At 69.2% G+C, this 26,843-nt stretch carries 24 protein-coding genes; 9 read left to right on the top strand and 15 right to left on the bottom strand.

What is annotated here, in order from left to right; translation table 11 throughout:
• The first annotated feature begins 18 nt into the window (after window positions 1–18).
• Window positions 19–741: an iron-dependent transcriptional repressor DtxR gene (locus ACQP2X_RS42285; protein WP_498691574.1), complete on the top strand. Its 723-nt coding sequence runs from the start codon at window positions 19–21 to the stop codon at window positions 739–741.
• A gap of 1 nt (window position 742) precedes the next feature.
• Here ACQP2X_RS42285 and ACQP2X_RS42290 read toward each other — a convergent pair whose 3' ends face one another.
• Window positions 743–1,300 (bottom strand): hypothetical protein, encoded by a 558-nt coding sequence (locus ACQP2X_RS42290; protein ID WP_498691576.1) that lies wholly within the window; start codon window positions 1,298–1,300, stop codon window positions 743–745.
• Window positions 1,301–1,430: 130 nt separating this feature from the next.
• Here ACQP2X_RS42290 and ACQP2X_RS42295 point away from each other — a divergent pair, with 130 nt between their 5' ends.
• Complete coding sequence (locus ACQP2X_RS42295; RefSeq protein ID WP_498691577.1) at window positions 1,431–2,330, top strand: alpha/beta fold hydrolase; 900 nt, start codon at window positions 1,431–1,433, stop codon at window positions 2,328–2,330.
• Here the strand turns inward: ACQP2X_RS42295 and ACQP2X_RS42300 are convergent.
• Window positions 2,305–2,715: an SRPBCC family protein gene (locus tag ACQP2X_RS42300; RefSeq protein WP_498691580.1), complete on the bottom strand. Its 411-nt coding sequence runs from the start codon at window positions 2,713–2,715 to the stop codon at window positions 2,305–2,307. The genes ACQP2X_RS42295 and ACQP2X_RS42300 overlap by 26 nt on opposite strands.
• Before the next feature lie 37 nt (window positions 2,716–2,752).
• On the opposite strand from ACQP2X_RS42300, the gene ACQP2X_RS42305 reads away from it, so the two are divergent.
• Window positions 2,753–3,994 carry a beta propeller repeat protein gene (locus ACQP2X_RS42305; protein ID WP_498691581.1) on the top strand — a complete coding sequence of 414 codons (1,242 nt, stop codon included), beginning with the start codon at window positions 2,753–2,755 and terminating at the stop codon, window positions 3,992–3,994.
• Between the two features lie 58 nt (window positions 3,995–4,052).
• Here the strand turns inward: ACQP2X_RS42305 and ACQP2X_RS42310 are convergent, their stop codons facing one another.
• On the bottom strand, window positions 4,053–5,237 hold the full coding sequence (locus tag ACQP2X_RS42310) for an MFS transporter (RefSeq protein ID WP_498691583.1): 1,185 nt from the start codon (window positions 5,235–5,237) through the stop codon (window positions 4,053–4,055).
• Window positions 5,238–5,300: 63 nt separating this feature from the next.
• Between ACQP2X_RS42310 and ACQP2X_RS42315 the strand changes: the two genes are divergently transcribed.
• The 3 genes from ACQP2X_RS42315 to tcmP all read left to right on the top strand — a co-directional run bounded on the left by ACQP2X_RS42315 (window position 5,301) and on the right by tcmP (window position 8,658).
• A complete protein-coding gene (locus ACQP2X_RS42315) occupies window positions 5,301–5,948 on the top strand; it encodes a hypothetical protein (RefSeq protein WP_498691585.1) in 648 nt (215 codons plus the stop codon).
• Between the two features lie 46 nt (window positions 5,949–5,994).
• Window positions 5,995–7,050, top strand: coding sequence for a hypothetical protein (locus ACQP2X_RS42320; protein ID WP_498691588.1), 1,056 nt, complete (start codon window positions 5,995–5,997; stop codon window positions 7,048–7,050).
• Window positions 7,051–7,533: 483 nt separating this feature from the next.
• Entirely contained in the window at window positions 7,534–8,658 is a 1,125-nt protein-coding gene (gene tcmP / locus ACQP2X_RS42325) for a three-Cys-motif partner protein TcmP (RefSeq protein ID WP_498691589.1), read from the top strand.
• Window positions 8,659–8,663: 5 nt separating this feature from the next.
• Here tcmP and ACQP2X_RS42330 read toward each other — a convergent pair whose 3' ends face one another.
• From ACQP2X_RS42330 to ACQP2X_RS42355, 6 genes are all read right to left on the bottom strand, one after another.
• A complete protein-coding gene (locus tag ACQP2X_RS42330) occupies window positions 8,664–9,428 on the bottom strand; it encodes a DUF5131 family protein (RefSeq protein WP_498691590.1) in 765 nt (254 codons plus the stop codon).
• A 97-nt stretch (window positions 9,429–9,525) separates the two neighbouring features.
• Window positions 9,526–10,098, bottom strand: coding sequence for a hypothetical protein (locus tag ACQP2X_RS42335; protein WP_498691591.1), 573 nt, complete (start codon window positions 10,096–10,098; stop codon window positions 9,526–9,528).
• 37 nt (window positions 10,099–10,135) lie between these two features.
• Window positions 10,136–10,630 (bottom strand): hypothetical protein, encoded by a 495-nt coding sequence (locus tag ACQP2X_RS42340; protein WP_498691593.1) that lies wholly within the window; start codon window positions 10,628–10,630, stop codon window positions 10,136–10,138.
• 128 nt (window positions 10,631–10,758) lie between these two features.
• Window positions 10,759–13,671: a vitamin B12-dependent ribonucleotide reductase gene (locus ACQP2X_RS42345; RefSeq protein ID WP_498691595.1), complete on the bottom strand. Its 2,913-nt coding sequence runs from the start codon at window positions 13,669–13,671 to the stop codon at window positions 10,759–10,761.
• A 48-nt stretch (window positions 13,672–13,719) separates the two neighbouring features.
• Entirely contained in the window at window positions 13,720–14,238 is a 519-nt protein-coding gene (nrdR, locus tag ACQP2X_RS42350; RefSeq protein WP_097318595.1) for a transcriptional regulator NrdR, read from the bottom strand.
• A gap of 273 nt (window positions 14,239–14,511) precedes the next feature.
• On the bottom strand, window positions 14,512–14,847 hold the full coding sequence (locus tag ACQP2X_RS42355) for a LysM peptidoglycan-binding domain-containing protein (RefSeq protein ID WP_498691597.1): 336 nt from the start codon (window positions 14,845–14,847) through the stop codon (window positions 14,512–14,514).
• Between the two features lie 282 nt (window positions 14,848–15,129).
• On the opposite strand from ACQP2X_RS42355, the gene lexA reads away from it, so the two are divergent.
• Window positions 15,130–15,924: a transcriptional repressor LexA gene (gene lexA / locus ACQP2X_RS42360; protein WP_498691598.1), complete on the top strand. Its 795-nt coding sequence runs from the start codon at window positions 15,130–15,132 to the stop codon at window positions 15,922–15,924.
• Here lexA and ACQP2X_RS42365 read toward each other — a convergent pair.
• Together ACQP2X_RS42365 and hflX are read right to left on the bottom strand one after the other, a co-directional pair.
• Window positions 15,921–18,041 carry a hypothetical protein gene (locus ACQP2X_RS42365; protein WP_498691599.1) on the bottom strand — a complete coding sequence of 707 codons (2,121 nt, stop codon included), beginning with the start codon at window positions 18,039–18,041 and terminating at the stop codon, window positions 15,921–15,923. The two genes, lexA and ACQP2X_RS42365, sit on opposite strands and share 4 nt — an antisense overlap.
• Before the next feature lie 71 nt (window positions 18,042–18,112).
• Complete coding sequence (gene hflX / locus ACQP2X_RS42370) at window positions 18,113–19,531, bottom strand: GTPase HflX (RefSeq protein ID WP_498691600.1); 1,419 nt, start codon at window positions 19,529–19,531, stop codon at window positions 18,113–18,115.
• Window positions 19,532–19,703: 172 nt separating this feature from the next.
• Between hflX and ACQP2X_RS42375 the strand changes: the two genes are divergently transcribed.
• Window positions 19,704–21,161 (top strand): NAD-dependent malic enzyme, encoded by a 1,458-nt coding sequence (locus ACQP2X_RS42375; RefSeq protein ID WP_498691602.1) that lies wholly within the window; start codon window positions 19,704–19,706, stop codon window positions 21,159–21,161.
• A gap of 149 nt (window positions 21,162–21,310) precedes the next feature.
• Here ACQP2X_RS42375 and ACQP2X_RS42380 read toward each other — a convergent pair whose 3' ends face one another.
• From ACQP2X_RS42380 to miaA, 3 genes are read right to left on the bottom strand one after another with little or no spacing between them, the layout of a single operon-like run.
• Window positions 21,311–22,141 carry a glycerophosphodiester phosphodiesterase gene (locus tag ACQP2X_RS42380; RefSeq protein ID WP_498691604.1) on the bottom strand — a complete coding sequence of 277 codons (831 nt, stop codon included), beginning with the start codon at window positions 22,139–22,141 and terminating at the stop codon, window positions 21,311–21,313.
• Window positions 22,138–22,986, bottom strand: coding sequence for a diaminopimelate epimerase (dapF, locus tag ACQP2X_RS42385; protein WP_498691605.1), 849 nt, complete (start codon window positions 22,984–22,986; stop codon window positions 22,138–22,140). Before dapF ends, ACQP2X_RS42380 begins: the two co-directional genes overlap by 4 nt.
• Window positions 22,987–22,994: 8 nt before the next feature.
• Complete coding sequence (gene miaA / locus ACQP2X_RS42390; protein WP_498701200.1) at window positions 22,995–23,879, bottom strand: tRNA (adenosine(37)-N6)-dimethylallyltransferase MiaA; 885 nt, start codon at window positions 23,877–23,879, stop codon at window positions 22,995–22,997.
• 205 nt (window positions 23,880–24,084) lie between these two features.
• Between miaA and ACQP2X_RS42395 the strand changes: the two genes are divergently transcribed.
• Window positions 24,085–25,293, top strand: coding sequence for a DUF349 domain-containing protein (locus ACQP2X_RS42395; protein ID WP_498691607.1), 1,209 nt, complete (start codon window positions 24,085–24,087; stop codon window positions 25,291–25,293).
• Between the two features lie 49 nt (window positions 25,294–25,342).
• Here the strand turns inward: ACQP2X_RS42395 and miaB are convergent, their stop codons facing one another.
• Window positions 25,343–26,830, bottom strand: coding sequence for a tRNA (N6-isopentenyl adenosine(37)-C2)-methylthiotransferase MiaB (miaB, locus tag ACQP2X_RS42400; RefSeq protein WP_498691608.1), 1,488 nt, complete (start codon window positions 26,828–26,830; stop codon window positions 25,343–25,345).
• Between the last annotated feature and the right edge of the window lie 13 nt (window positions 26,831–26,843).

The following is a 26,843-nucleotide window of genomic DNA, read 5'->3' on the forward strand; positions in this document are numbered from 1 at the left end:
GCACTGGGAGGTCGAAGCATGAAGACGTCACTACACAAACACGACCTCGTCGACACAACCGAGATGTATTTGCGCACCATCCTCGAGCTCGAGGAGGAGGGTGTGCCCCCGCTGCGGGCGCGGATCGCCGAGCGGTTGCACCAGAGCGGTCCGACGGTGAGCCAGACGGTCGCGCGCATGGAGCGCGACGGCCTGCTGACCGTCGAGAACGACCGTCATCTCGTGCTGACCGACGAGGGCCGGGCCACGGCCGTCTCGGTCATGCGCAAGCACCGCCTGGCCGAGCTTCTGCTGGTCAACGTCATCGGCATGCCCTACGAGGAGGCCCACGAGGAGGCCTGCCGCTGGGAGCACGTGATGAGCGACTCGGTCGAGAAGAAGGTCTACGAGCTGCTCAACAAGCCGACCCGCTCGCCGTACGGCAACCCGATCCCCGGCCTCGAGGCGCTCGGCGTCCCGGACGAGGCGGACGAGGACGTGCTGGACAGCGCGGCCCAGGTCAGCGCGGGCGAGCGCAACCTGGCGTTCCCGGGCCTGACCGGCAGCGTCGTGGTGCAGCGCATCTGCGAGAGCGTGCAGACGAACTCCGACGTGCTGCGCCAGCTGCACGCGGCCGGCATCGACCCCGGCACGACGGTGACCGTCGCCCAGGAACGCGACGGGGTGACCATCGACCGGTCCGGCGACAAGATCCGGCTGCCGCGGGAGGTGGCGTCGCGCGTGTTCGTCGCGGCGCACTGAGCTAGCCGTTCGTCGTGTCCATCGCCTTGGCGTAGGTGAACAGATCTCTGGTCATCGCCGTCACGGCGGTGGACTTGGCGTTTGCGGGGAAGGTGAAGCGGAGCGTCCGCAGCTGCTTGGACGCGCTGAGCCAGCCGACCTCGGTGACCGGCCCGTGCCCACCCGCCGCCGGCGTCTTGAGCAGATAAGCGGCCTTGCCCAGGCCCTTGAGCTTGATGCCCTTGGGCGGCATCAGATCGTCGAGGAACTGGTCGGCGGTGGCCGCGGTGCTCTGGACGACCGACAGCGTCAGGTCCGGATAGGCGGCGTCCACGGTCTGCACCACGCACGTCGAGGTGGAGTCGACCTTGTTGGAAGCGGCCACAGTGAACGTGACGCCGATCGCCTCCTCGATGGAGGCGTAATCCCAGAGAGCGCACGCCCCACCGGCCGCGGCCGCCGGCAGCTGCTCCGCCTTTTCCACCGGGGGCAGCGCCACGGGCTGGTCCACGGGCTTGTCGTCGCAGGCCGCTAACGCGAGCAGCGTGACAGCGCCGAGCACGACGAGACGCGAGCGCACGGGCGATCCTTCCGGTGTGATCCGGGCACACCGTACTGGTCCGCCTCGCGCAGCGAAAGACCACCAAAGACACCCTTAATGTACGCAGGGTAACTTGGCACCCGGCGCTCCGCGCCGCGAGGAGGACATCATGATCAACGACCGCCTGATCGACGCCGGCGACCTGCCGCTCGCGGTCCGTGACTTCGGCGGCGACGAGCCGCCGCTGCTCCTGCTGCACGGCGCCGGCGGCAACCTGGCCCAGATGACCACCCTGGCCCGCGCGCTGCGCCAGAGCCACCGGGTGATCAGCGTCGACCTGCGCGGTCACGGCCGCTCCGGCGAGGGCACCTGGACGTGGGACGCGGCCCTGGGCGACCTGGCCGCGGTCTGCGTCCAGATGGAGCTCGACCGGCCGGCCGTCGTCGGCCACTCGCTCGGCGGCATGCTCGCCGCCCTGTGGGGACAGCGTCACCCCGAGGCGCCGGGCGTGGTCAGCCTCGACGGCAACCCGCCGCCCACCCGTGTCGAGCACCTGCCCGGCATGGAGCCGCCGAAGGCCGCGGCCGAGCTCAAGCGGCTGCACGCGATCTTCGACCAGCTCGAGGCCCAGGCCGGCCAGGTGATCGAGGCCGACCAGCTGCCCGACATCGTGGAGTCGCAGCGGATGGCCGCCCGCGACATGGGCGCCAACGAAAAGGTCTGGATCGAGGGATTCCGGCGCAACCTGGTCCACGAGAACGGCGAGACCTCGACCCGCCCGTCCGCGGCCGTCACCTCACAGCTGCGCGCCCTGATGAACGAGCTTGATCTGGGCCCGGTGTACGCCGGCACGACCTGCCCTGAGCTGCTGGTGCTGCCGACCCGCAACCTTCCCGAGCAGGAGCCGTTCGCCGAGCTCTACGCGGCCCACCGGCGCTTCGTGGTCGAGCAGGCCGAGGCGGCCGGGCACCCGCAGTACATCTCGCTCGACGACACCTCGCACGCCATGGTGATCGAACAGCCGGCCGTGCTGGCCGGACTGATCACCGACTTCCTGCGTACGGCCTGAGCCGCGCCAGGCAGGAGGCCCAGCCCGCCTCGTACATCCTCGCGGTCTCGTCGTCGATCTCGGAATGCACGACGACAACGTCGGTGCCCGCGCCGGCCGGGGTCAGCTCGATGGTGACCCGGCTGTCGCGGTCGTCGCCGGCCCAGCGCCACGACTGCACGATGCGCCGGGGCGGGTCGAGCTCGAGATAGCGCCCGGCGAAGCCCATGCCATCGGCCTCGATGCCGAACCCGCCGCCGGCCACGGGGTCGGAGACGGCCCGCGGATGCAGCTCGGCCGGCCAATACCAGGCGGTGAGCCCCTCGGCATCGGTGAGAGCGGTCCAGACACGCTCCGGTGAGGCGTCCACATGCGACGTGATCACGGCCTGCTTGTCGTAGCTCATGCCCCGACCCTAGAACGGCCCGTGCATGATCGAGGCCATGATTCGTGCTGTGCGGGCTCTGGCCGCGGTCGGGTTGCTGTTGGCGACAGTTTCATGTGTACGGTCTCGGCCGGCCCCGGGCGAGACCCCGGACCGCAGGGGTCTGGGCACCGTGGCCGCCGCCGACCTGGGCTTCGAGCTTCACGCGGACGCGGTGGACTGGCCGGCGAGCTCGGACTGGGTGCCGCCGGGCAGCGGCCTGCGCGCGCTGGTGGCGCTGTCGTCGTGCGCGCTGGCCCTCGGCGACTATCAGAACGGCTACCGCGCGGTGACCGCGAACTGGACAGGCGAGACGGCGTGTGACCGGCTGCGGCTGAACCCGGCCCCCACCGCCGCACGGGGCAGTGGCGACCTTCCCGACGGGTGGCCGGGCGGCGGGGTGAGCGCGGACGCGGCGCTCGTCGAGCCCGGCGGCACGATCCTCGCCGCCTCCAGCAGCGGCCTGGCCCGCTACCGCGACGGCAAGCGGGAGGAACTGGCGCGCGCCGACCTGTCCAAAGCGGGCTTCGAAGGGCAGGGCACCCGAAGCCGGGTCGCCGGCATGGCGCGTACGGGCAGCGGCCGGATCATCGTCAACGCCGACCTGGTCGACGCGGTCGGCCCGCCACCGGCGGTGCTGGTGTCGGACGACAACGGCCGGTCGGTGCGCCGCGTGGACCTGCCCGCGCCCGCCGGCTCGCAGCCGGCGAGCCGGCAGCTCCTGTCCGTCCTGGCCGCCGCCGGCGACACGGTGGTGGCGATCGGATTCGGCTGGGACCATCCCGGCGCCTGGCGTTCCACCGACGGCGGCCGCACCTGGTCGGCGTCGACGGTCGACGGCCTGCCGCAGCACCTGATGCTGACCCGCGTCGTCCACAGCGGCGGCCGCTGGACGGCATTCGGCGGCGTGGACCGGACGGAGGCCGGCGAGCAGGACACGACGTACGTGCTGACCAGCTCCGACGGCCTGCACTGGAAACCCGGGCCGACCGGGGGCCTGGGCGCCGGCCGGATCACGGACGTCACGGTCGACACCACAGGCACGATGGTGGTGACCGGAGCGATCGACGACTCACTCCCCATCACCGGGGGCCGCCCCGACTTCTGCGGCGTCGTCTGGCTGGGCGACGGCACGCATCAGTGGCAGCGAGGCGAACTGGGTTGCGGCGACGCCCCACCCCAGGCGGCGACCACTTTGCGCGACGGCCGAGTCTTGATCGCGGGCAACCGCGACCTGTGGCTGCGCAGGCCCAGCGCTTGACCCACGCGCCAAGCCTTACCCCAGTGGGACAACACCCAGGCGGGCACGCCTCGTCGAATCAGTCACCCACCCGGAGTGGGCGGGCGGCGGAGGAGGCGAACAGGCCGATGGCCAGGGCGGCGAAGACGCAGAGGATGGCGCGCAGGACGCCGACGTGGTCGGCCAGGAGGCCGATCAGGGGCGGCCCGGCCAAGAAGGCTCCGTAGCCGATGGAGCCGGCCACCGAGACGCGGATGGCGGCGCGGGCCGGGTCGTCGGCGGCTGAGCTCATGCCGATCGGGAAGCCCAGTGAAGCGCCGGCGCCCCACAGCAGGGCGCCGGCCATTGCTACGGGCACAGACACCTGGGTGACCACCAGCAGCAGGCCCAGGGCGGCCGAGGCGGCGGTGACGCGCAGGGTGCGGACGCGGCCCCAGCGTTCGATGGCGTAGCCGCCGAAGAGCCGGCCGAGGGTCATCGCGGTGACGAAGCCGCCGAACGCGACGGCGCCGATGGTCTCGCTGGCGTGGTAGCCGTCGACCAGGCCGATCGCCAGCCAGTCGTTGGCGGTGCCCTCGGTGAAGCCGAAGCCGAGCATGATGAGACCGATCAGCACGGTACGGGGTTCGCGCCAGGCCTGGCGCACGCTCGTCGCCGGCTTCTGGCCCGCCGGGAGGGGGTGGTGGGGCAGGAATCGACGTACAACCGGGGTCGTCACAGCAAGCGTGAGTGCCGCTGTGAGATAGAGCTGCGCCCAGATCGGCAGGCCGGAGGCCGCCGCGACGGCGCTGACGCCGGCGCCGAGCACAGTGCCCAGGCTGAAGCCGGCGTGGAAGCGGGGCATGAGGGTCCGCCCGACGCGGCGCTCGACGTCGGCCGCCTCGACGTTCATGGCGACGTCCCAGGTGCTGTTGCCCAGGCCGGCCAGCACCAGGCCGAACCCGGCGAGCGGCACGGAGCCGAGCAGCGTGCCGGTGGCGAGCCCGGTCAGCCCCAGAACCATGGACGTGCTGCCGATGAGGATGGCCCGGGCCGGCCCGACCCGCTGAACGAGGGGCCCGGCCAGCGGAATGGCCGAGATGGCGGCGGCCGACAGACAGAGCAGAAGAAGCCCGAACCCGGCCGGCGAGAGATCGAGCCCGTCCCGCACGGCGGGCGCCCGGGCCAGCCATCCGGCATAGGCGAGCCCGTTGGTGGCGAACGTGAAGCCGACCGCGAACTTCGCTCGGTCGAGGCGCTGACGATCGAGGTCGGTAGCGGTCACGTCTTGAACTTACACGTTAAAGGTCCCTACGCTCGTTTCCTCTGACGGAACGGGGTTTCCCTTATGGCGAGCGCGGTGTTCGGACTGACAGCCCTCGCCGAGACGGTGCTGCTCGTTCTGGTTCTCCGCCTTCCACCACAGTGGACGCGTCATTTGCTGGCCCTGGTCGTGGCCGCCCTGATCTGGGACAACGCGGTGATCGCCCTAGGCGCCACGATCGGCCCGGGCGACGCGTTGCAGGCGTTGTCGGTGCCCCGCTTCGTGACACACGCCTTGCTGGTGCCCCTGCTGATCCTGATCGCGGCCGGCCTGGCCGGAGTCGCCGACCTGCGGCCCTTCATTCTGGTTACGGCGTTGCTGATCGGCATCGGCGTCTACACCGACATCGTGACTCTCGCCCTGGAGCCGGCCCACTACGCCGGCACGCTCCGCTACACGAACGCCGCTTCGAGCGGACCACCGATTCCCGCCATCGCCGTCATCCTGATCCTGATCGCCTTCGGCGTGCTCCTGCTGAAACGCCACCGCTCCCCCTGGCTGCTGATCGGCGCGCTGACCATGCTGGCGGCTGCCGCCATTGGCATTCCCTGGCTGGCCAATGTGGGTGAGCTGGCCTTAAGTCTGACCGTATATGTCATTGCCACGCAGAAAAATCATGTGCATCTGCCGCAAAAACCGGCCGCTTCCGGCAATGGTCTTGAAGTGACGTGAATTGCCGCTCCGCCCCAGTCATACGATGACGGCGGGGGCGATACCGATGAACCTTCTCTACTATCCGAAGATCGAGCCGCCACACAACTGGCTCCGGAGAACTCTTCTCCTGACCGACTCCATCGGCATATTCGTTCCGTCAGTGGACGATCTCGATTTCACCGACCGCCTGTACGACCTTCAGCAGTCGCTGCCCGACGGAACGATCCGGGAAGTGACGGCGGACACCGACGACGTCAAGCTTCCACCCGACATGGAGTTCTACCTCGACCGCGCCCTGGGCCTGATAGCGCGCGAGCCCGCGATGTCCGGGTACCAGGTGAACATCACCGCGGCGGGCGCGGGCATCGAGGGCTACGCCTTCGTCCACGAGAGCAAGTTCACCGACAAGAGCTTCGCCATGCTCAGCCATCACGGTTTGGCCGGCGACAGAAACGACAAGATCGCCAGAAATCTGCTGCCTGGTCTAATCGAGGACGGGTGGCATCTGGTGGAGGACCGCGCCGCCGACCTGGTGATCGCCTGCGCTGCCGCGCAGGCGTCACGTCGGCACAAGCTCGACACCATTACCGACGATCCGCTGGCCTTCGGCGTCACGGCGATTGGTGGAAGCGCGCCGGCGGACAGCGCCATCCTGACGGCCCTCATCAAGTTCTACGTTCCGGAGCAGGTCGGCTCACTGGAGATGAGCGCCTATCTAGAGGTGCGCGAGAGTCTTACCGGCCTCCGCGCCGGGCTCGAAAGCCTGGTCCGAGCAGTGCGCCAGGAGCACTGGACCAGCCAATCCAGCGTCGACAGCCTGCTCGCGGCAATAGCCGAATTCGACGAGGAATGCGGCGACTATCAGCGCTCTCGTACAGCGAGGAAATTCGGCAGTTGGGCGCCTCTCCTAGTGGGAGCGCTCGCGGCCGCCAGTTCCCCGTTTATTGGCGAACCGGCGGTGGAAGCCGGGGTTGCCGGCGGTGCATTCGTCATCCAGCAGGTCGTCGACCGATTCGCTCCTCGCAGCCCCGAACCTCCGCACTCCGAGACGTACCGGCTCCTTTCCGGCATCGAACCGACGATCATGCAGCGGGCGCGCATCGATCAGTTGGCCGGATGAACAATCAGGGCGGCCCGGAGAACCGGGGCCGCCCTGATTACCGATCAACAAACGCTACCGGGACCTGCATGGGATCACGATCGGTTCGAGTTATGTTCGTCTATATTTCTGTGTTCGGGTCGGAATCCATGACTACTGAAGACTCCTTGGCGATGGTGAGTATCGAAATCCAGGGGTGCGACATCGACTACTCAAGCGAGCCGCTCACCCATCCCTGCCGACGACGCCAGCTGCGCAAAGTGCCCTTACCGCACGCGATCACCTGTCGCGCATCGTTCATCGAGGCCGCCCTCGCCTTCCTCGAACGCTGGTCTACCGCCTTCCCATGCGCTGCCCCACTGGCAAGTCTCTCGCGACAGGGCAGGCAGCCGGGTGGCTCGCGCCGACCGGCTCTTCAGTCGGCATTGATCATCACTAGTTTCGCGAACTCTCCGTGACTAGTAGGCTCCGCTTCGCATGGAACGAAGAGATGGGAGTCGGGGCATGGCGGATTTCTTCGAGTCGAAGAAGTCAGCGGCGATCTTGAAACACGCCATCCTCTCGAAGTATCTTGTCCCCTTCTCCGCGAAGACTGGGTCGCGCTCGCCTGGAGGCCGCGTGGCGTTCGCAGATGGCTACGCGGGCGAAGGACGCTACGAGGACGGCAACCCGGGCTCGCCGGCCTTGGCGATCAAGACGGCCAGGGATCTTCTGACCATGCCGCGCCAACTGGAGTGCATGTTCGTCGAGAAGGACAACAAGGCGTTTGGGCGGCTCAAGGCAATGGTGGCGGCCGAGGCGAGCGGCGTCACGGCTCAGGCGGTCCACGGGGAGATCAACGATCACCTGGACGACGTGCTGGCGTTCGCGGAGGGCATCCCGCTGCTGCTGTTCCTCGATCCGTACGGGCTGATGATCCCGTTCGAGTCGGCCAAGAAGCCGTGGGCTCGCCCGGGTGGCCGAGGGGCAGCGGCGACGGAAGTTCTGATCAACTTCAATGCAGGTGCGGTACGCCGGATCGGAGGGCAACTGATCAGCGGCAACGGACCTGAGGCCACCCTGGACCGGATGGACGAAGTCTGCGGCGGCGGCTGGTGGAGAGACACCTGGCGGGACGCGATGCCGGACAGGGACGCAGCCGAAGAGGCCGTGGTGGCGGAGTACGCGCGACGGCTCGCGGCGGAAGGTCACTGTGGCTACTGGGTGACGGAGGTGAAGAACAAACCGCATCACAAGCCCGTGTACTACCTGCTCTTCCTGACCCGCCACCCTGACGGCATGTATGTCTATGGCGAGGCGGCCTCGAAGGGCTTGGAGGCATGGCGGCACGCCGTCACCGTCGCCGACTACGACGACACGATGCTCCTCGACCCCGAGGTGATCTTCAAGACCGACGAAGCGGTCTTAAAGGAGCGGTGGATCGCGGAGATCGAAGAGAACCTGAGCACCGAACTGAACAAGGGACAAGCCTTCCGCGTCGTCGACATGTACGCCGCAGTGTTCGGCAGTACGGCCGGTCTCGCGCGAGAACTACATCTCCGCGCCGCGTGGAAGCGACTACATCCTCGACTCACACGAACGCCGGCGACGGGTTCCAAACTGATCGAGAAGTGGATCGAACCCGCCTGAGGCCGCTACGCGTTCACCTTCGTGAGCCTTGGCGCCGCAGAGGGCATTTCGTCCCATGTCCGACCGTCAAGTTCCCGCCCACCAGCCTTCGGGGTCCTGCCGCCCCACTGCTTGAAAAAAAACGCGGTGCCGCTGGAAACGCAGGCGTCTCGAAGGGCACGCGCCCAACCGGCGTCCATGGGTCGGCTACCTGGGCCAGATTCCCCTCCGGCAATCAGCCAATCAATATCGGTGAGGTCGATGCCCCCGAGCGGACCGATCAGCGGTTCCGCCGAGACGAACCTCACCGCGGCCGGCACCTGCCGCAAATGCTCGATTCGGTCGGTCTGTTCCATGTCCTCGACCGACACCCCGATCCAGACGTTGTCGGGCCAGTTGAGCCGCGACGCGATCTTCGCCAAGCGGGCGGCACGCTTGGTCAAGATCTGATAGGTATGGCGCGGCGTCTGCGCCATCACCTCGAACACTCTTTCGACGTAGTCGAAGGGCACGCGGGCGTGGAACAGATCTGACATCGAGTTCACGAACACGAGCTTCGGATCGCGCCAGCGGTGCGGGATGCTGAGCACGTCGGCGTGCATCGTGACCGCGAAACCCGGGCCGCTGGTCCGTGGGTCGCCATCGTTCTGGTATTTGGCCGAGCCCATAGCCTTCAAGCGCTTCGCCAGGACGAGGGCGTAGCAGTTGTCGCAACCCGCCGAGACGCGGTCGCAGCCGGTGGTCGGATTCCAGGTGGCTTCGGTCCATTCGATCGCGCTGTTGTTCGCCACTGCATCCTCCTCCCCGTCGTTAGGATCATATTGTCGAACATGCGTACGGTTGGGAAGAGTTTTGATGGTCTTAAACCCTTCCCAACGAAGAAGTGAATCAAGAGGGGTGCGTTACGCCGTGGGCGACCCAACCGCAACGGGTGCAACGAACGCTTCCCTCCGCGGCGACGGATTCTCCGGCATGATCTGTCGCGGCACACGCGCAGCGCTCGATCACTGAGGATTCAGCAACTTCACGCCTACAGTTCGTCGTCACGCCCGATGTCAGACCGGGGATGCCGAGCCGTGTCGTGGCCCTCCGCGATCGCTGCCGCACGACCGACGCTCGCCGCACGACGATCTTCGGCCGCACGACGAAGGTGGACTTGGCGGTCGCGCTCCCCAAAAGTCGCGAGCTGCTCGTACGGAGCGGCGGCGCGGTCATGAAGGCGCGCCGCGGCTTCGTGGGCCTCTGCAGCGAGAGCTGCGCCGCGCCGATGTCGTAGAAATCGAGCCGGACCGTGGCCTCCTTGATGGAAAGCAACTCCTCCTTGCCGCTTCGATGCCGGGCTAGCAGTTTCTTCTTGTCGGGGCCCTTTCGCGACGCAAAAGCCCCGCAAGTAAAGTTTGGCAACCGTGTGGTGGTCGCGGCTGACCGCTGGTCCGCCTTATCTGGATCGCCCTCGTACATCAACGGTCAGCCGCGTCGGTGCGGTACCGCGGTGCAGTCACAGGACTCTCTTATCGCATGACCTGGACGCCTCAAGGTCAAGGTGCTGGCGGCCTCTCCACAGGGCATCGACGGCATCGAACCGCTCTGGGCAGTCAACGTATCGGCCGCCGGCCAATGCAGGGATCTCGCCGCCTACCGCTTCGGCGTATGCCTGGCCGGCTCGGGTGCGTGAGGGCGAGTGAAGCGGTCGCAGTCCTCTCCGGTGGGCGGTACACACCAGTGCCGCCCACGGCCACAGCAAGCGCGCCACCCCGATCCCGCGGAATCCTGCAACGGTGAACACATCGAGCGTGGTGCCGGGCAGCAGTGGCGCGCCCGGTTCGCGTACGGGTTTCGTGATCATCGTTAGGCGCAGGCAAGCCACCCTCGCTTCATCGGCCAGGGCGACGAAACGGATCTCCAACGGATCGAGCACCTCGGCGATCAGGCGGGCGCGCAATCCGGCGACGCGGACCGCAGCCACGTCGTCCAGCCGCTGCCATGAGGCCATGGTTAGTCTCCCTCGACCACACCACAGCGGAGGGGCCCAGCTGTCCGGCTGGGCCCCTCCGCCACTACTCATATCGCTCACCAGCGCATACCTGCCGAGTTCTCGTTAGAAGAGAACTCCGCCGGGAATTAGCTGCAGCCGGAAGTGGAGCCGCAGCCCTCGCAGACGTAGCAGCTGCCGGCTCGGCGCATCTTTGTGCCGCAGGTGAAGCACAACGGGGCGTCGGCGGACTGGCCCATGACGATCTCGAGCAGCTCGGTGGACGAGCCTACGGAGGCCGGGGCCGCCTTTTCGGGGTCGGTGGTGGGCTCGGTGACCACGAGCTTGGGCTCGGCGGTCACCTCGGCCGCCGGGGCCACGGGGGCCGAAGCAGCCATGCCGGCCAGGTCGACCGGGGCCGCGGCGGCCTCGGCGGCGGCCTCGGCCTGCACCTGGGCGGCGCGCTCCTTGGCCGTGAAGATGCCCAGGTCGGCCCTGGTGTCGTACGGCAGGAAGTCGAGGGCCAGACGGCGGAAGATGTAGTCCATCACCGAGCTCGCCATGCGGACGTCCGGGTCGTCGGTCATGCCGGCCGGCTCGAAGCGCATGTTGGTGAACTTGCTGACGTACGTCTCCAGCGGGACGCCGTACTGCAGTCCTATCGAGATCGCCACCGAGAAGGCGTCCATGACGCCGGCCAGGGTCGAGCCCTGCTTCGACATCTTCAGGAAGACCTCGCCGAGGCCGTCGTCGGGGTAGGACGACGCGGTGAGGTAGCCCTCGGCGCCGCCGACCGAGAACGACACCGTCTCCGACGGGCGCTTCTTCGGGAGGCGCTTGCGGACCGGGCGGTACTCGATGACCTTTTCGACGACCGGCTCGACCTCGGTCGAGGCGGCCGGGGTGGTCTCGGCCGTGTCCTTCTTCTTGCCCGCGGCCGAGAGCGGCTGGCCGACCTTGCAGTTGTCGCGGTAGATCGCGAGCGCCTTCAGGCCGAGCTTCCAGCCCTGGTAGTGGATGTTCTCGATCTCCTCGATGGTCGCCGTCTCGGGCATGTTGACCGTCTTGGAGATGGCGCCCGAGATGAACGGCTGGACCGCGGCCATCATGCGCACGTGGCCCATCGGGGCGATCGCGCGCTCGCCCATGGCGCAGTCGAAGACCGCGTAGTGCTCCGGCTTGAGGCCGGGGGCGTCGACGACGTTGCCGTGGTCGGAGATGTGCTCGACGATCGCCTCGACCTGCTCCTCGGGGTAGCCGAGGCTGCGCAGGGCGCGCGGGACCGTCTGGTTGACGATCTGCATCGAGCCGCCGCCGACGAGCTTCTTGAACTTGACCAGGGCCAGGTCGGGCTCGATGCCGGTGGTGTCGCAGTCCATCATCAGGCCGATGGTGCCGGTGGGGGCGAGCACGGACGCCTGGGCGTTGCGCCAGCCGTTCTTCTCACCGATCTTGTTGCCGGCCTGCCACTGCTTGGTGGCCTCCTTGACGATCGCGGTCGCGACGGCGTTGGCCGGGCGAATCGCGTCGTTCGCGGCGGCGTGCTTGCGCATGACCCGCTTGTGGGCCTCGGCGTTGCGGGCGTAGCCGTCGTAGGCGCCGACGACACCGGCCAGCTCGGCCGAGCGACGGTAGGCCGTGCCCGTCATGAGCGAGGTGATGGCGCCGGCGACGCTGCGGCCGGCCTCCGAGTCGTACGGCAGGCCCGAGGCCATCAGCAGGGCGCCGATGTTGGCGTAGCCGATGCCGAGCTGGCGGTAGGCGCGCGTGGTGACGCCGATCCGCTCGGTCGGGAAGTCGGCGAAGCAGATCGAGATGTCCATCGCGGTGATGATGAACTCGACGCTCTTGACGAACTTCTCGACCTCGAAGCCGCCCTCGGGAGTCAGGAACTTCATCAGGTTGAGCGAGGCCAGGTTGCAGGACGAGTCGTCCAGCGACATGTACTCCGAGCAGGGGTTGGACGCGGTGATGCGGCCGGTCTCGGGGTTGGTGTGCCAGTCGTTGATCGTGTCGTCGTACTGCAGACCGGGGTCGGCGCACTCCCAGGCGGCCTTGGCGATGTCGCGGAACAGCTTCTTCGCGTCGACCCGCTCGATCTCCTCGCCGTGCAGGCGGCCGCGCAGGGCGAAGTCGCCGCCCTCCTCGTAGGCCCGCATGAACTCGTCGGAGACGCGGACCGAGTTGTTGGCGTTCTGGTACTGCACCGAGACGATGTCGGAGCCGCCCAGGTCCATGTCGAAGCCGGCGTCACGCAGGGCGCGGATCTTGTCTTCCTCGCGCGCCTTGGTCTGCACGAACTCCTCGATGTCGGGGTGGTCGACGTCGAGGATGACCATCTTGGCCGCGCGGCGGGTGGCGCCACCGGACTTGATGGTGCCCGCGCTGGCGTCGGCGCCGCGCATGAAGCTGACCGGGCCGCTGGCCGTGCCGCCGGAGGAGAGGAGCTCCTTGGACGAGCGGATGCGCGACAGGTTGACGCCGGAGCCGGAGCCGCCCTTGAAGATCAGCCCCTCTTCCTTGTACCAGTCGAGGATCGAGTCCATCGAGTCGTCGACCGACAGGATGAAGCAGGCGCTGACCTGCTGCGGCGACGACGTGCCGACGTTGAACCAGACCGGCGAGTTGAAGCTGAACACCTGGTGCAGCAGCATCCAGGTCAGCTCGTGGTCGAAGACCTCGGCGTCGGCCTTGGTGGCGAAGTAACCGAAGTCCTCGCCGGCCTTGCGGTACGTCTGCACGACCCGGTCGATGAGCTGGCGGAGCGACTGCTCGCGCTGCGGGGTGCCGACCGCGCCCCGGAAGTACTTGGTGGTGACGATGTTGGCCGCGTTGACGCTCCAGTCCTTCGGGAACTCGACGCCGCGCTGCTCGAAGTTGATCGAGCCGTCCCGCCAGTTCGTCATGACGACGTCGCGGCGCTCCCACTCGACCTCGTCGTACGGGTGGACACCCTCGGTCGTCCAGACCCGCTCGACCCGCAGCCCCCCGCTGCCGGCCGGCGCGCCGTTGCCGTTCGCCCGGCTGCGCTGCCTGCCTGCTGTTACGCCGTCCCCGGCCATACTGCTCCCCCTCGTAACTACTACGTCTGCCACTCGAAGCCTGCTGCTCTAGCTGTTGATCTTGGGTGCGCGACCGCCGGATCGCGGCGCCACGGCGTGCCGCACCGCGGCCTCCCGGGCGATCGCCGCCTCACGGAGGGCGGTGATCTCCTTCTCGAACTCGTCGAGCGAGTCGAAGGACTTGTACACACTCGCGAACCGGAGGTAGGCCACCTGGTCGAGGTCGCGCAACGGGGCGAGGATCGCCAGACCCACCTCGTGGCTGGGGATCTCGGCCGCGCCCTTGGCCCGGACGGTCTCCTCGACCTTTTGCGCCAGCAGCGCGATCGAGTCCTCGTCGACGGGCCGGCCCTGACAGGCCTTGCGAACCCCGCTCATGATCTTCGTACGACTGAAGGGCTCGGTGACCCCGCTGCGCTTCACGACGGCCAGAACCGCTTCCTCGACCGTGGTGAACCGCTTGCCGCACTCGGGGCACGAGCGGCGGCGACGGATCAGCTGACCGTCGTCGGCCTCACGTGAGTCGACGACGCGCGAGTCGGCGTGACGACAGTACGGGCAGCGCACCGTTAACCCCCTCCAGCAACCTCCCGAACCCGGATCCGGACATGGCAAAACGCAGCGTCGCGCTGGTGGACACCAGCTCGCCGCTGTGGACGGCCTGTGGATAACCGGTGGGCGGTAACCCCAACCTGTGGATGACTTACACCCTTGTAACTACTAGATGTTGGGGTAGACGCTATGCCCCGGCGGACGCGGGCGCAAGTTCAGCGGCGTGCCGACGCGCCGTATTTTCCGACTCAACACGAGCGGTTGATCTTTCGTTACGGTTCGAGTCGATCAAGAGCCGTAGGGCAGGATCAAAACATCGCCCGGGTGTACGCCGTAGCCGCTCAGCCCGTTGAGCCGGCGCAGCTCGTCGACACCCGCCTGACCATGCCGATCAGGCAACTCGCGCGCGGCGAGATCCCAGAGCGTGTCACCCGGCCGGACGACGATCGTAGGCGGCGGGCCCGCGGGCGGCTCGTCAGCCCGCGACGCCGTGGTGAACAACACGGCACTGGCCAGTGAAGCCAGGAGAACGAGAAAACCAAGAACCACGGCGCGGCCGCGCCGGGTGAGCCGCAGGGGCGGTTCGACATGCCGTACGCCGTTGCTCACCATCAGTCTCGCCACCCCGCTCGACCTCGGAAAATGATCACGGGAAATGTGATCATCGTACGGGCGTTCGATCGAACGCCCGTACGACGGTCTATCAGAACAGGCGTACGGAAGTCGAGCACTTCCGGGCGACACGCCGGAAGAATGTCGTACAGATGTTTGAATATGTCGTACCGCGCCATTACGGTTCTCCCTCAAGAGGGGTCAGCCGGGCAGGCGCCATCCCCACGGCGTTCCGTTCCGGCTCCGCGAGAGCACCACGTGCCGACGAGGCACTGGCCGACAGGGAGGGCGGACGTGTCGACCGACGACCGGACGAGCCGGCAACATGAGAGCAAGCCTGACAACGGAGCGATCACCACGGCCGCCCCGCGACGTCGCTCGCCGAGCCGCGGACGCGCCGCCGACGCACCGCAACTGCGCTCCGTCACCCCCGTGGTCAGCCAGTTCCCCGACCCCGTCACCTCCGAGCTGACCGCGCGCCAGCGCAAGATCCTCGAGTTCATCCGGGGCTGGGTCGAGCGGTACGGATATCCGCCCAGCGTCCGTGAGATCGGCGAGGCGGTCGGCCTGGTGTCGCCGTCCAGCGTGGCCTATCAGCTGAAGGCGCTCGAGACCAAGGGCTTCCTGCGCCGCGACCCCAACCGGCCGCGCGCGGTCGACGTCCGCTCCCCCAACGAGCTGGTCGACGACGAGGCGCTGCGCTCGGCGCGGCCCCAGCCGGCCTACGTGCCGCTGGTGGGCCGCATCGCGGCCGGTGGGCCGATCCTGGCCGAGCAGGCCGTGGAGGAGTTCTTCCCGCTGCCGCGCGAGCTGGTGGGTGAGGGCGACGTCTTCATGCTCGAGGTCAAGGGCGACTCGATGATCGACGCCGCCATCTGCAACGGCGACTGGGTGGTGGTCCGCCAGCAGCCCAACGCCGACGCGGGCGACATCGTGGCCGCGATGATCGACGGCGAGGCGACGGTGAAGAGCTACCGCCAGCGCGACGGCCACGTCTGGCTGATGCCGGCCAACCCGGCCTTCGACCCGATTCCCGGCGACGACGCGACCATCATGGGCCGCGTCGTGGCCGTCCTGCGCCGGGTCTAGCGAGGGCCGTAACCGGGGCCGTAGCCCTCGGGGCGGCGGTGGTAATCGGCGTAGTCGTTGCGCTGCCGTCCCGGCTCCGGGCGGGCCTGCTGCTGACCGCCGCCGCCGTAGACGCCGCCGCCCTGCCCGCCGCCACGAGGCGGCTGGCCCTGCGGACCGCGAGGGGGCTGTTGCCCACCGCGGGGCGGCTGCCCCTGCGGGTTACGGGCGGGCTGTCCTTGCGGACCACGAGCGGGCTGACCTTGCGGGGCCCGCGGCGGCTGGCCCTGAGGGCCGCGTGGGGGCTGTTGTCCACCGCGAGCCGGCTGGCCCTGCGGGTTTCGCGATGGCTGCGCCTGCGGGCCACGAGCCGGCTGGCCCTGGGGACCCCGCGGCGGCTGACCCTGAGGCCCACGCGGCGGCTGACCCTGCGGCCCACGAGCGGGCTGTCCCTCGGGCCCACGAGCCGGCTGCCCCTGCGGGCCACGAGCCGGCTGCCCTTGAGGACCACGCGCCGGCTGACCCTGGCCCCGCGCGGGCTGACCCTGCGGACCACGAGCCGGCTGACCCTGAGGACCACGAGCGGGCTGGCCCTCCGGCCCTCGCGCCGGCTGACCCTGGCCCCGCGCGGGCTGACCCTGAGGGCCCCGCGGCGGCTGCCCCTGCGGACCACGACCAGGCTGACCCTCGGGCCCTCGCGCCGGCTGACCCTGGCCCCGCGCGGACTGACCCTGCGGGCCACGAGCGGGCTGACCCTGGGGGCCGCGAGGCGGTTGGCCCTGCGGACCGCGCGCGCCCTTCGCCCCGCCGTAGACCCCGGCGCCGGCTGCGGCCCCGGCAGGCACCGCGCCGGCGGGGCTCTTGTTGCCGCCGTACACCGCTCCGGAGTTCGCGCCGTCCGTCGACGGCCGGGCCGGGGCGCCGCCCTTGCCGCCGTAGACACCACGCTGCGGGGCGCCGCCGACACCGATCAGCTCGGTCTCCGGCTCGCCGTCCAGCGGGTTGTCGAAGCCGTCGACCGGCTCGTCGGGCTCCTCGGCCACCCGCTTACGGAAACGGACGATGCCGAACACGCCGACACCGACCAGGATCAGGCCGAGCACGCCGACGCCGGCCACCGCGTACGTGATGTCGCTCAGCTCGAGATCGGCGTACCACTTCTTCTCCTCGCCGGCCTCGCCGCCGGCGGCCGCCTTGGCCACCGTGGTGGCGGGCGTGTAGCGCAGGATGTAGTTGGCCGCCTCGGTATCGCCGCTCATGTCCGACGTCGTGTAGAAGAACTTGCCGTCGGGGCTGTACGTGATCGCCTCGCCGAGCGTCTCGTTCGGCAGGCCGGTCGTGCGCGGCTTCTCCTTGAGCGCGGCCAGCACGTCGCCGTTCTTGACGTCCCACTCGAGGGCGTCCGTGTACGTCCGCAGGGCGATCTTGCCGCCGCCGGGGGCGATGGCGCCGCCGGTGATGACCTTGTTGCCGATGCGGGCGTACGGGTTGCCGGCCGTCTGCGTACCCGAGACCGTGAGCTTGGCGACAAGTTTCATCGGCACGCCGGTCTTGCCGGTCTTGAGCGCGGCGGTGGGCTCGTAGACGTACGCCGAAGCGTCCGGCTTTTGAATCTCCTTGGTGACGATCAACGGGGTGCCGTTGCCGTTGAGGAGCAGCGCCTCGGCGTCGTGGTGAGCGTCGGGGAAGGTGAGACGGTAGAGCACCGGCTCCGACGCTCCGCTGACCGGCATCTTCCAGAGGCCGATGGTGTCGCGGCTCTTGTCGTTGTCGAAGTCGTTGTCGCCGATGTCGGCGATCCACAGCGTGCGGCCGTCGGCCGAGAGGATCATGTCCTCGGTGTCGAGCGGGCCCTTGCCGCTGTAGTCGACCTCTTTGACGACCGCGCACTTCGCGTTGAGGAAGAAGATCTTCTTCTTCTTTTCGTCGAGCGTGCCGTCGTTGATGACGATGTAGCCGGTCTTGGTGGCGACGAGCCCGGAGACCTCGTCGAGGCGCTTGTCCGCGATCTTGCACATCTTCTTGCCCGCGACCGAGGGGGCGCTGACAACCGGTGCCGGATCGTCGGCAAACGCACTGGACGGACCGGCCATCACGAGCCCGGAGGCCACGATGACCGGAAAGACGAGACGCCGCATCCGATCAGTGTCGCATGCGGCGTCCCGTGCCGGTGTTACGCGTGGATCACCTCATCGGTGACGCCGCACGCTCAGTGTCGGAACGACTCCAGTTCGCCAGCAAGTCGCTCATCGACGCGGATGCGGAGCTCGGTGCCCTCGTCCAAATGGCGGGTCTGCAACACCTGACCGGATCGATGAATCCGGGCGACCAGGTCACCCCGGTCATAGGGCAGCAGAACGCGCAACTCGACCGCCGGCTTCGGCAGCCGCTCCGCGATGGCCGCGTGCAGCTCCGCGATGCCCTGCCCGGAACGGGCCGACACGAAGACCGCGTCCGGCCACGCCCGCTTCAGCCGCAGAATCGTCTCCTCGTCCGCGGCGTCCATCTTGTTGATGACCAGAAGCTCGGGCAGCTTGTCGGCGTCGACGTCGGCCAGCACCTCGCGGACCGCGCTCACCTGACCCTCGGGGTCGGGGTGGGAGCCGTCGACGACGTGCACGACCAGGTCGGAGTACGACACCTCCTCGAGCGTGGAGCGGAACGCCTCCACGATCTGGTGCGGCAGGTGCCGGACGAAGCCGACGGTGTCGGACAGCGTGTAGACACGGCCATCCTCGGCCGCCGTGCGCCGGGTGGTCGGGTCGAGCGTGGCGAACAACGCGTTCTCCACCAGCACACCGGCCTGGGTCAGCCGGTTGAGGATGCTGGACTTGCCCGCGTTGGTATATCCGGCGATCGCCACCGACGGCACTCCGCTGCTCTGCCGGCGGGAACGCTTGGTCTGGCGTACGGTCCGCATGGCCTTGATCTCCCGGCGCAGCTTGGCGATGCGCTGGTTGATGCGGCGACGGTCGGTCTCGAGTTTCGTCTCACCCGGACCACGGGTGCCGACGCCGCCACCACCGGAACCGCCACCGGCGCCACCGCCCTGCCGGGACAGCGACTCACCCCAACCGCGCAGACGCGGCAGGAAGTATTGGAGCTGGGCCAGCTCGACCTGCGCCTTACCCTCTTTGCTCTTCGCGTGCTGGGCGAAGATGTCGAGGATCAGCGCGGTCCGGTCGACGACCTTGACCTTGATCTGCTGCTCGAGGTTACGAAGCTGCGACGGGGACAGCTCGCCGTCGCAGATGACGGTGTCGGCGCCGGTCGCGACGACCGCGTCCCGCAGCTCCTCGACCTTTCCGCGGCCGATGAACGTGGCCGTGTCGGGGCGGGAACGCCGCTGGATCAGACCCTCGAGCACCTGGGAGCCGGCGGTCTCGGCCAGCGCGGCCAACTCGGTCAGCGAGTTTTCCGCGTCCTGCACGGAGCCCTCGGTCCACACGCCGACCAGGACGACCCGCTCGAGCCTGAGCTGACGGTACTCGACCTCGGTGATGTCGGTGAGCTCGGTGGAGAGACCGGCGACCCGCCGTAGCGAATGCCGCTCCTCGAGCTCGAGCTCGCCGGTCGTGGGATCCGGCTCGTCCAGTTCGAGTACGGGTGCCTGGTAAGAGTTTCGCAAAAGTGACCTCCTCGGCACCGATCGTGGCACGTCCAGGGTAGGAGCGCATCCACATAAAGGTGCCGGGCGTTTTCGTTCAGTGACAGGACAAGGCACAACGCCCCGGTGGGAATCGAGTATTCCGGGGGAGCAAGATTACGGTGAAGCACCCGCCAACGTCGGAGGGAACACCGTGGTGACGACCCGCCTGCCCAGCGCAGGATTCTCGATCACGATCCGGATAGCTGTGACCGCGGACGCCTCGTCCATCGGCCGGCTCACCACCTGTGTCGGCGAGGCCGGCGCGATCGTGACCGCTCTCGACGTGGTCGATTCCGACCCCAGCCGCGTCCTGGTCGACCTCACCTGCGACACCGCCGACTCGAGCCACGCCGACCAGGTGGTCAAGACGCTCGAGGAGCAGGACGGCGTCGACGTCCGCAAGGTCTCCGACCGCACCTTCCTGCTGCACCTCGGTGGCAAGATCGAGGTCAGCTCCAAGGTCGCGCTCCGCAACCGCGACGAGCTCTCCCGGGCGTACACCCCGGGTGTGGCCCGGGTCTGCATGGCCATCGCGGAAAATCCGGCCGACGCCCGCCGGCTCACGATCAAGCGCAACACGGTCGCCGTGGTCAGCGACGGCTCGGCCGTGCTCGGCCTGGGCAACATCGGCCCGGCCGCGGCCATGCCGGTCATGGAGGGCAAGGCCGCCCTGTTCAAGCGCTTCGGCGGCGTGGACGCGTGGCCCGTGGTCCTCGACACGCAGGACACCGACGAGATCGTGAAGATCGTCAAGGCCATCGCGCCGGCCTACGGCGGCATCAACCTCGAGGACATCGCGGCGCCGCGCTGCTTCGAGATCGAGGCCCGCCTGCGCGAGCAGCTCGACATCCCGGTCTTCCACGACGACCAGCACGGCACCGCGATCTGCGTGCTCGCGGCGCTGACGAACGCGCTGCGCGTGGTCGGCAAGCGCCTCGAGGACGTCCGCGTGGTCGTCTCGGGGGCGGGCGCGGCCGGCACCGCGATCATGAAGCTGCTGCTCCGCCAGGGCGTGGGCGACATCATCGCGTACGACCGGAAAGGCGCCCTTCACCGCGGCATGGCCGACATGTCGGAGACGTGGCAGTGGCTGGCCGACCACACGAACAAGAACAACTACTCCGGTGACCTGCCGGGCGCGATCGTCGGCGCCGACGTCTTCATCGGCGTCAGCGCCCCGAACCTGCTCACCGGCGACGACATCGCCAAGATGGCCGACAAGTCGATCGTCTTCGCGCTGGCCAACCCCGACCCCGAGGTCGATCCCCGTGCCGCCCGCCGGCACGCCGCCGTCGTGGCGACCGGCCGTTCCGACCAGCCCAACCAGATCAACAACGTGCTGGCCTTCCCGGGCGTCTTCCGGGGCATGCTCGACGTCAGCGCCGAGGAGTTCACCGAGGAGATGGCCCTGGCCGCGGCCAACGCGATCGCGGACGTCGTCGGCGAGGACAAGCTGAACCCGACGGTCATCATCCCCAGCGTCTTCGACCCGCGTGTCACTCCGGCGGTGGCGGCTGCCATCCGCGCCGCCGTCCGGGGGCCGCAGCAGCACAACGCGGCCGCGCTGCCCGAGGTCGAGCTCGAAACCGCGCCAGAAGAAACCTTTTAAGTACGAATCGTCCGACACCACCCGCCGCAGCGGACAGCTGGGCGGGTGGTCCGGGCCGTCGCGGGCTTCCGGGCTGTCCTGCAACGAAAGCTGGCGCCTCCGGCGCCCGTCATTCGTTACGGCCGCCCACGACCGGGCAGCCCGGCCCGCTATCTGGCCGGGCGCGCGGCGGACCAGCCGGTGAGTTCGGCCACGTGGTCGGTGATCAGGCCGGCCACGCCGGTGGCCAGCAGTGTGGGCCATTCCGTCATGTCGTTGGCGGTCCAGGGCATGACGTCGATGCCCCGGGTGGCCAGCTCGATCACGGTGTGGGGAGCGCCCAGGACGTCGGCCGTCGACGGATTGCAGCAGACGACGCCGAGCTCCTCGGCCAGCGGGATCGTGTCGGCCTCGAAGCGGAGGCGCAGCAGGCCGCGGCGGACGCCGGGGGCGGCCTCGCGGACCAGGCGGATCACCTCGGGGTCGAAGCTCTGGACAACGGTGCGGTCGGCCAGGCCGGCGGCGGTCACCATCTCCATGATCGTCTTGACCTCGGGCAGGGTGGCCGGGGGCTTGATCTCCAGGAGGAGCTGCGGGCCCGGCGCCGCCAGCAGCGCCAGCGTCTCGGCCAGCGTGGGCACGCGCACACCCTCGTAGGCCGGGGAGAACCACGAACCGGCGTCGAGCCGGGCCAGCGAGGCCAGGTCGTGGTCCCAGACGTGACCGGCGCCGGTCGTGGTGCGGTCCAGTGTGCGGTCGTGGATGACCACGGGGACGTCGTCGGCCGTGGTGCGCACGTCGAACTCGACGAAGGTCGCGCCGCCGCGCACGGCCGCCGCGAAGGCGGGCAGCGTGTTCTCCGGCGCGACCGCCGAATAGCCGCGATGCGCGACCCGGTGCGCGCCGCGACCGGCGACGGGGCCTGCGGCAGGAGCCGCGACGCGGTCCGCGGTGGGAGCGGCGACGCGGTCCGCGGCGGGAGCTCCGCCGGGGGCCGTCATCGGATGAGGGTCTCCAGGTCGGTCTCGCCGGTGGCGACCAGGACGGCCGGGCCCGCGAGCCACCAGTTGCCGTTCTCGTCGTGGGTCACGGTCAGGCGGCCGCCGGGGAGGTCGACCGCCACCACGCCCTGTGACAGGCCCGCGTCGCGCAGGGCCACCGCGCCGACCGCCAGGGCGCCCGAACCGCAGGCCAGGGTCTCGCCGGAGCCCCGCTCGTAGACGCGCATGTCCACGTGCAGGTCGGCGCCCTCGATCGGGGACGCCGGTGTCACGAACTCGACATTGACCCCGGCCGGGAACAGAGCCGGGTCGAAGCCGGGCGACACCGACAGGTCGAGCGACGGAAGCTTCAAGCCGTCGTGCAGGGCGCAGACCAGATGGGGGTTGCCGCAGTCGACGGCCACGCCCGGGAACGTCAACGGCCCGGTGGTCGCGGTGCTGGCGGCGTACACCCGCGGGGGTGCCATGCGCACCCGCACCTCGTCGCCCACGAAGAGCGCGACCACGACGCCCGCCCGCGTCGCGATCGGCAGCCCGGACGGGCCGGGAGTGGCCAGACCGTGTGTGACCAGATAGCGCGCGAAGACCCTGGTGCCGTTGCCGCACATCTCGGCGATCGAGCCGTCGGCGTTGCGGTAGTCCATGAACCACTCGGCCTCGGCCGCGTAGCCCTCGCCGGCGGAGTCCTTCGCGCTGCGGACGACGCGCAGGACGCCGTCGGCGCCGATGCCGAAGCGGCGGTCGCAGAGGGCGGCGACCTGCGACGGCGTCAGGTCGAGCGCGCCGTCGGGGTCGGGGACGATGACGAAGTCGTTGCCGGCGCCGTGGCCCTTGGTGAACAACACGCCGTCCATCATCGCGTAAGCGCCAGCGCGTCCGCCACGAGCGTGCCCGACGCCCCGTCGAGCCAGTGGATCGCCGGGTCACGGCGGAACCAGGAGCGCTGCCGCCGTACGAATCGGCGCGTCCCCCGCACCGTGTCTTCTTTGGCCGACAAATCCGACATGAGGCCGTCGAGTTCGGCGATCGCCTGCTGATAGCCGAGCGCGCGCGACGCGGTGCGCCCCTCTCGCAGACCGAGGGGAAGCAGACGCCGGACCTCGTCCAGAAGTCCCGCCTGCCACATCAGATCCACCCGGAGCGCGATCCGCTCGTCGAGAGCCTCGACGGACCGATCCACGCCGATCTGCACCGACGGGTAGTGCGGCACCGGGTCGGGCAGTGACGCCGTGAACGGCTGACCGGTCAGCTCGATGACTTCCAGCGCCCGCACGATCCGCCGGCCGTTCGAGGGCAGGATGGCCGCGGCCGCCACCGGGTCGAGCGAACGCAGCCGCTCATAGAGGGGCCCGGCGCCGTCCGCAGCGAGCTCCGCCTCGAGGCCGGCCCGGATGACCGGGTCCGTGCCCGGGAACGAGAACTCCTCCAGCACCGCCCGCACATAGAGGCCCGACCCGCCGACCAGGATCGGCACGCGCCCCCGGGCCATGATGTCGTCGATGGCCGCGCGGGCCAGCCCCTGATATTCGGCGACCGCGGCCGGCTCGGTCACGTCCCAGATGTCCAGCAGGTGATGGGGCACGCCCTCGCGCTCGGCCAGGGTGAGCTTGGCCGTGCCGATGTCCATCCCCCGGTAGAGCTGCATCGAGTCCGCGTTGACGACCTCGCCGTCCAGTTCGTGGGCTAGCGCGACACTCAGGGCGGATTTGCCCGCCGCGGTCGGCCCGACGACGGTCATCACGCGTGAAGGGGCTGGCGACGGCACGAAGCCACGGTAGGACACTGTTTGGCCACGGTCATCGTCGGGCGCTTCCCCGTAACCCGGTTGGACCTGTGACAATGCGCGAGAAAGAATGCCATGGAGAAGCTTGGCGTTCGACTGTGCTGTGGCGGTGGTCACCGGTTCGTCAGAACCGGCGACGCCGGGAAGACGAGGATGGGTCATGAACGACTGGACGGCCTTCGGGCGCGTGGATGCCGACGGCACCGTGTACGTGAAGACCGCTGATGGCGACCGCGTGGTCGGCTCCTGGCAGGCGGGCACCCCGGAGGAGGGACTGGCCCACTTCGCCCGGCGCTTCGCCGACCTGGTGACCGAGGTCGACCTCGTCGAGGCGCGGCTGAAATCCGGAGCGGCCGACGCGGCACACTCGCTGAGCAGCGTCAAGCGCCTGCGCACCGAGCTCGCCGAGGCGCACGTGGTCGGCGACATCGACGGGCTCAACGCCCGCCTCGACAAGCTCGCCACGCTCGCCGAGGAAAAGGCGGGCGAGGCCCGCGCGGCCCGCGAGGTGGCCCGCGGCGAGGCCCTGGCCCGCAAGACGGCGCTGGTCGAGGAGGCCGAGAAGATCGCCGCCGAGGCCACCGGCTGGAAGACGGCCGGCGACCGCCTCAAGGAGATCCTCGACGAGTGGAAGACGATCCGCGGCGTCGACAAGAAGACCGACGGCGAGCTGTGGAAGCGCTTCGCGACCGCCCGCGACGGCTTCACCCGCCGCCGGGGCGCGCACTTCGCCACCCTCGACGGTCAGCGCAAGCAGGCCCAGACGGCGAAGGAAGAGCTGGTCAAGGAGGCCGAGAGCCTGTCCGAGTCGACCGAGTGGTCGGCCACGGCCAACCGGCTCAAGGACCTGATGGCCGAGTGGAAGGCCGCACCGCGCGCCGCCAAGGAGGCCGAGCAGCGCCTCTGGGAGCGTTTCCGGGCCGCGCAGGACGCGTTCTTCACCCGCCGTTCCGAGGTCTTCTCGGCCCGCGACGCCGAATACAAGGGCAACCTCGACCGCAAGCAGGCCATCCTGGCCGAGGTGGAGGCGCTCGACGTCGACGCCGACCCGCGCGGCGCGCAGAACAAGCTGCGTGACGCCCAGGCCGCCTGGCACGACGCCGGCCGCGTCCCCCGCGAGTCCGCGGCTTCTCTCGACCGCCGCTGGCGGGCCGCCGAGGAGCGCATCCGGGTCGCGATGGACTCGGCCTGGCGCAAGACCTCGCCGCAGGACAACCCGCTGCTCCAGCAGATGCGCGAGCAGGTGGCCGAGGCCGAGGAGAAGCTGGCCCGCGCCCAGGCCGCCGGCGACAACCGCCGCATCAAGGAGGCCGAGCAGGCGCTCAACTCCAAGAAGCAGTTCCTGGCCCTGGCCGAGCAGGCCAACTAGCTGTCAGAGAGACGGCCCGGTCCCCTCGGGGACCGGGCCATCGCCGTTTTCAGACCGCGCAGCCGCCGGTCGACGCCGGCAGCGGGGCCGGAACCCCGATGGTCGGGAGGCCGAGGGAGACACCCTTCAGCTTCGGGGTGCGGCCGGCCTCGAAGGCGTCGCCGGCGCGGGTGCGGCGGTGGGACAGCGGGGCGCCGTCGGCGTTCAGGTGGTGGGGAGCGGCGTACGTGACCACGGTCTCGACGATGTCGCCGGGGCGCGGGGTGAGGTCGCCGGTCGCGAAGTGGACCAGGCGGCCGTCGCGGGCCCGGCCGCTGAGACGGCCCGTACGCTCGTCCTTGCGGCCCTCGCCGACCGCGACCAGCACCTCGACCTTCTCGCCGACCAGCTTCTTGTTCTCGGCCCAGGTGATCTCCTCGAGGAGCGCGACCAAGCGCTCGTAGCGCTCCTGGACCACGGCCTTGGGCAGCTGCTCCTCCATCACGGCGGCCGGTGTGCCCGGGCGCTTGGAATATTGGAACGTGAAGGCGCTGGAGAACCGGGCCTGGCGTACGACCTCGAGGGTCTGCTCGAAATCTTCTTCGGTCTCGCCCGGGAAACCGACGATGATGTCGGTGGTGATGGCGGCGTCCGGCATGGCGGCGCGGACCTTGTCGATGATGCCCAGGTATTTCTCCTGGCGGTAGCTGCGCCGCATGGCCTTGAGCACCCGGTCGGAGCCGGACTGCAGCGGCATGTGCAGCGAGTGGCAGACGTTCGGCGTCTCGGCCATCGCGGCGATCACGTCGTCGGTGAAGTCTTTCGGGTGCGGGCTGGTGAAGCGGACCCGCTCCAGCCCCTCGATGGTGCCGGTGGAGCGCAGCAGCTTGCCGAAGGCGAGCCGGTCGCCGAACTCCACGCCGTACGAGTTGACGTTCTGGCCCAGCAGGGTGACCTCGAGGACACCCTCTTTGGTGAGAGCTTCGACCTCGGCCAGGATCTCGCCGGGACGGCGGTCCTTCTCCTTGCCGCGCAGCGACGGCACGATGCAGAAGGTGCACGTGTTGTTGCAGCCCACCGAGATCGACACCCAGCCGGCGTAGGTCGACTCGCGCTTGGTGGGCAGCGTCGACGGGAAGACCTCGAGCGACTCGAGGATCTCGACCTCGGCCTCGGAGTTGTGCCGCGCCCGCTCGAGCAGCGCCGGCAGCGAGCCGATGTTGTGGGTGCCGAAGACGACGTCGACCCAGGGCGCCTTCTTGACGATGTCGCCGCGGTCCTTCTGCGCCAGGCAGCCGCCGACCGCGATCTGCATGTCGGGGTTCTTCACCTTGGTGGGGCGCAGGTGGCCGAGGTTGCCGTAGAGGCGGTTGTCGGCGTTCTCCCGGACCGCGCAGGTGTTGAAGACCACCACGTCGGCCGACTCGGGATCGGCCGCGCGCACGTAGCCGGCGTCCTCCATCAGCCCGGAGATGCGCTCGCTGTCGTGCACGTTCATCTGGCAGCCATAGGTGCGCACGTCGTACGTGCGCGAGGCGCCCTGCGTTTCGGTAGTCATGGCAATTGGCCAG

Origin of the sequence: Actinoplanes sp. CA-131856 (assembly GCF_050956135.1) — a bacterium.
Classification (GTDB): domain Bacteria; phylum Actinomycetota; class Actinomycetes; order Mycobacteriales; family Micromonosporaceae; genus Actinoplanes.

What these genes read in the sequence shown, in the direction of transcription:
- ACQP2X_RS42285 (WP_498691574.1), top strand. Translation starts at nt 19, where the DNA reads ATGAAGACGTCACTACACAAACACGACCTCGTCGACACAACCGAGATG.
- ACQP2X_RS42295 (WP_498691577.1), top strand. Translation starts at nt 1,431, where the DNA reads ATGATCAACGACCGCCTGATCGACGCCGGCGACCTGCCGCTCGCGGTC.
- ACQP2X_RS42300 (WP_498691580.1), bottom strand. Translation starts at nt 2,715, where the DNA reads ATGAGCTACGACAAGCAGGCCGTGATCACGTCGCATGTGGACGCCTCA.
- ACQP2X_RS42305 (WP_498691581.1), top strand. Translation starts at nt 2,753, where the DNA reads ATGATTCGTGCTGTGCGGGCTCTGGCCGCGGTCGGGTTGCTGTTGGCG.
- ACQP2X_RS42315 (WP_498691585.1), top strand. Translation starts at nt 5,301, where the DNA reads ATGGCGAGCGCGGTGTTCGGACTGACAGCCCTCGCCGAGACGGTGCTG.
- ACQP2X_RS42320 (WP_498691588.1), top strand. Translation starts at nt 5,995, where the DNA reads ATGAACCTTCTCTACTATCCGAAGATCGAGCCGCCACACAACTGGCTC.
- tcmP (WP_498691589.1), top strand. Translation starts at nt 7,534, where the DNA reads ATGGCGGATTTCTTCGAGTCGAAGAAGTCAGCGGCGATCTTGAAACAC.
- ACQP2X_RS42335 (WP_498691591.1), bottom strand. Translation starts at nt 10,098, where the DNA reads ATGTACGAGGGCGATCCAGATAAGGCGGACCAGCGGTCAGCCGCGACC.
- ACQP2X_RS42340 (WP_498691593.1), bottom strand. Translation starts at nt 10,630, where the DNA reads ATGGCCTCATGGCAGCGGCTGGACGACGTGGCTGCGGTCCGCGTCGCC.
- ACQP2X_RS42345 (WP_498691595.1), bottom strand. Translation starts at nt 13,671, where the DNA reads ATGGCCGGGGACGGCGTAACAGCAGGCAGGCAGCGCAGCCGGGCGAAC.
- ACQP2X_RS42365 (WP_498691599.1), bottom strand. Translation starts at nt 18,041, where the DNA reads ATGCGGCGTCTCGTCTTTCCGGTCATCGTGGCCTCCGGGCTCGTGATG.
- ACQP2X_RS42380 (WP_498691604.1), bottom strand. Translation starts at nt 22,141, where the DNA reads ATGACGGCCCCCGGCGGAGCTCCCGCCGCGGACCGCGTCGCCGCTCCC.
- miaA (WP_498701200.1), bottom strand. Translation starts at nt 23,879, where the DNA reads ATGACCGTCGTCGGGCCGACCGCGGCGGGCAAATCCGCCCTGAGTGTC.
- ACQP2X_RS42395 (WP_498691607.1), top strand. Translation starts at nt 24,085, where the DNA reads ATGAACGACTGGACGGCCTTCGGGCGCGTGGATGCCGACGGCACCGTG.
- miaB (WP_498691608.1), bottom strand. Translation starts at nt 26,830, where the DNA reads ATGACTACCGAAACGCAGGGCGCCTCGCGCACGTACGACGTGCGCACC.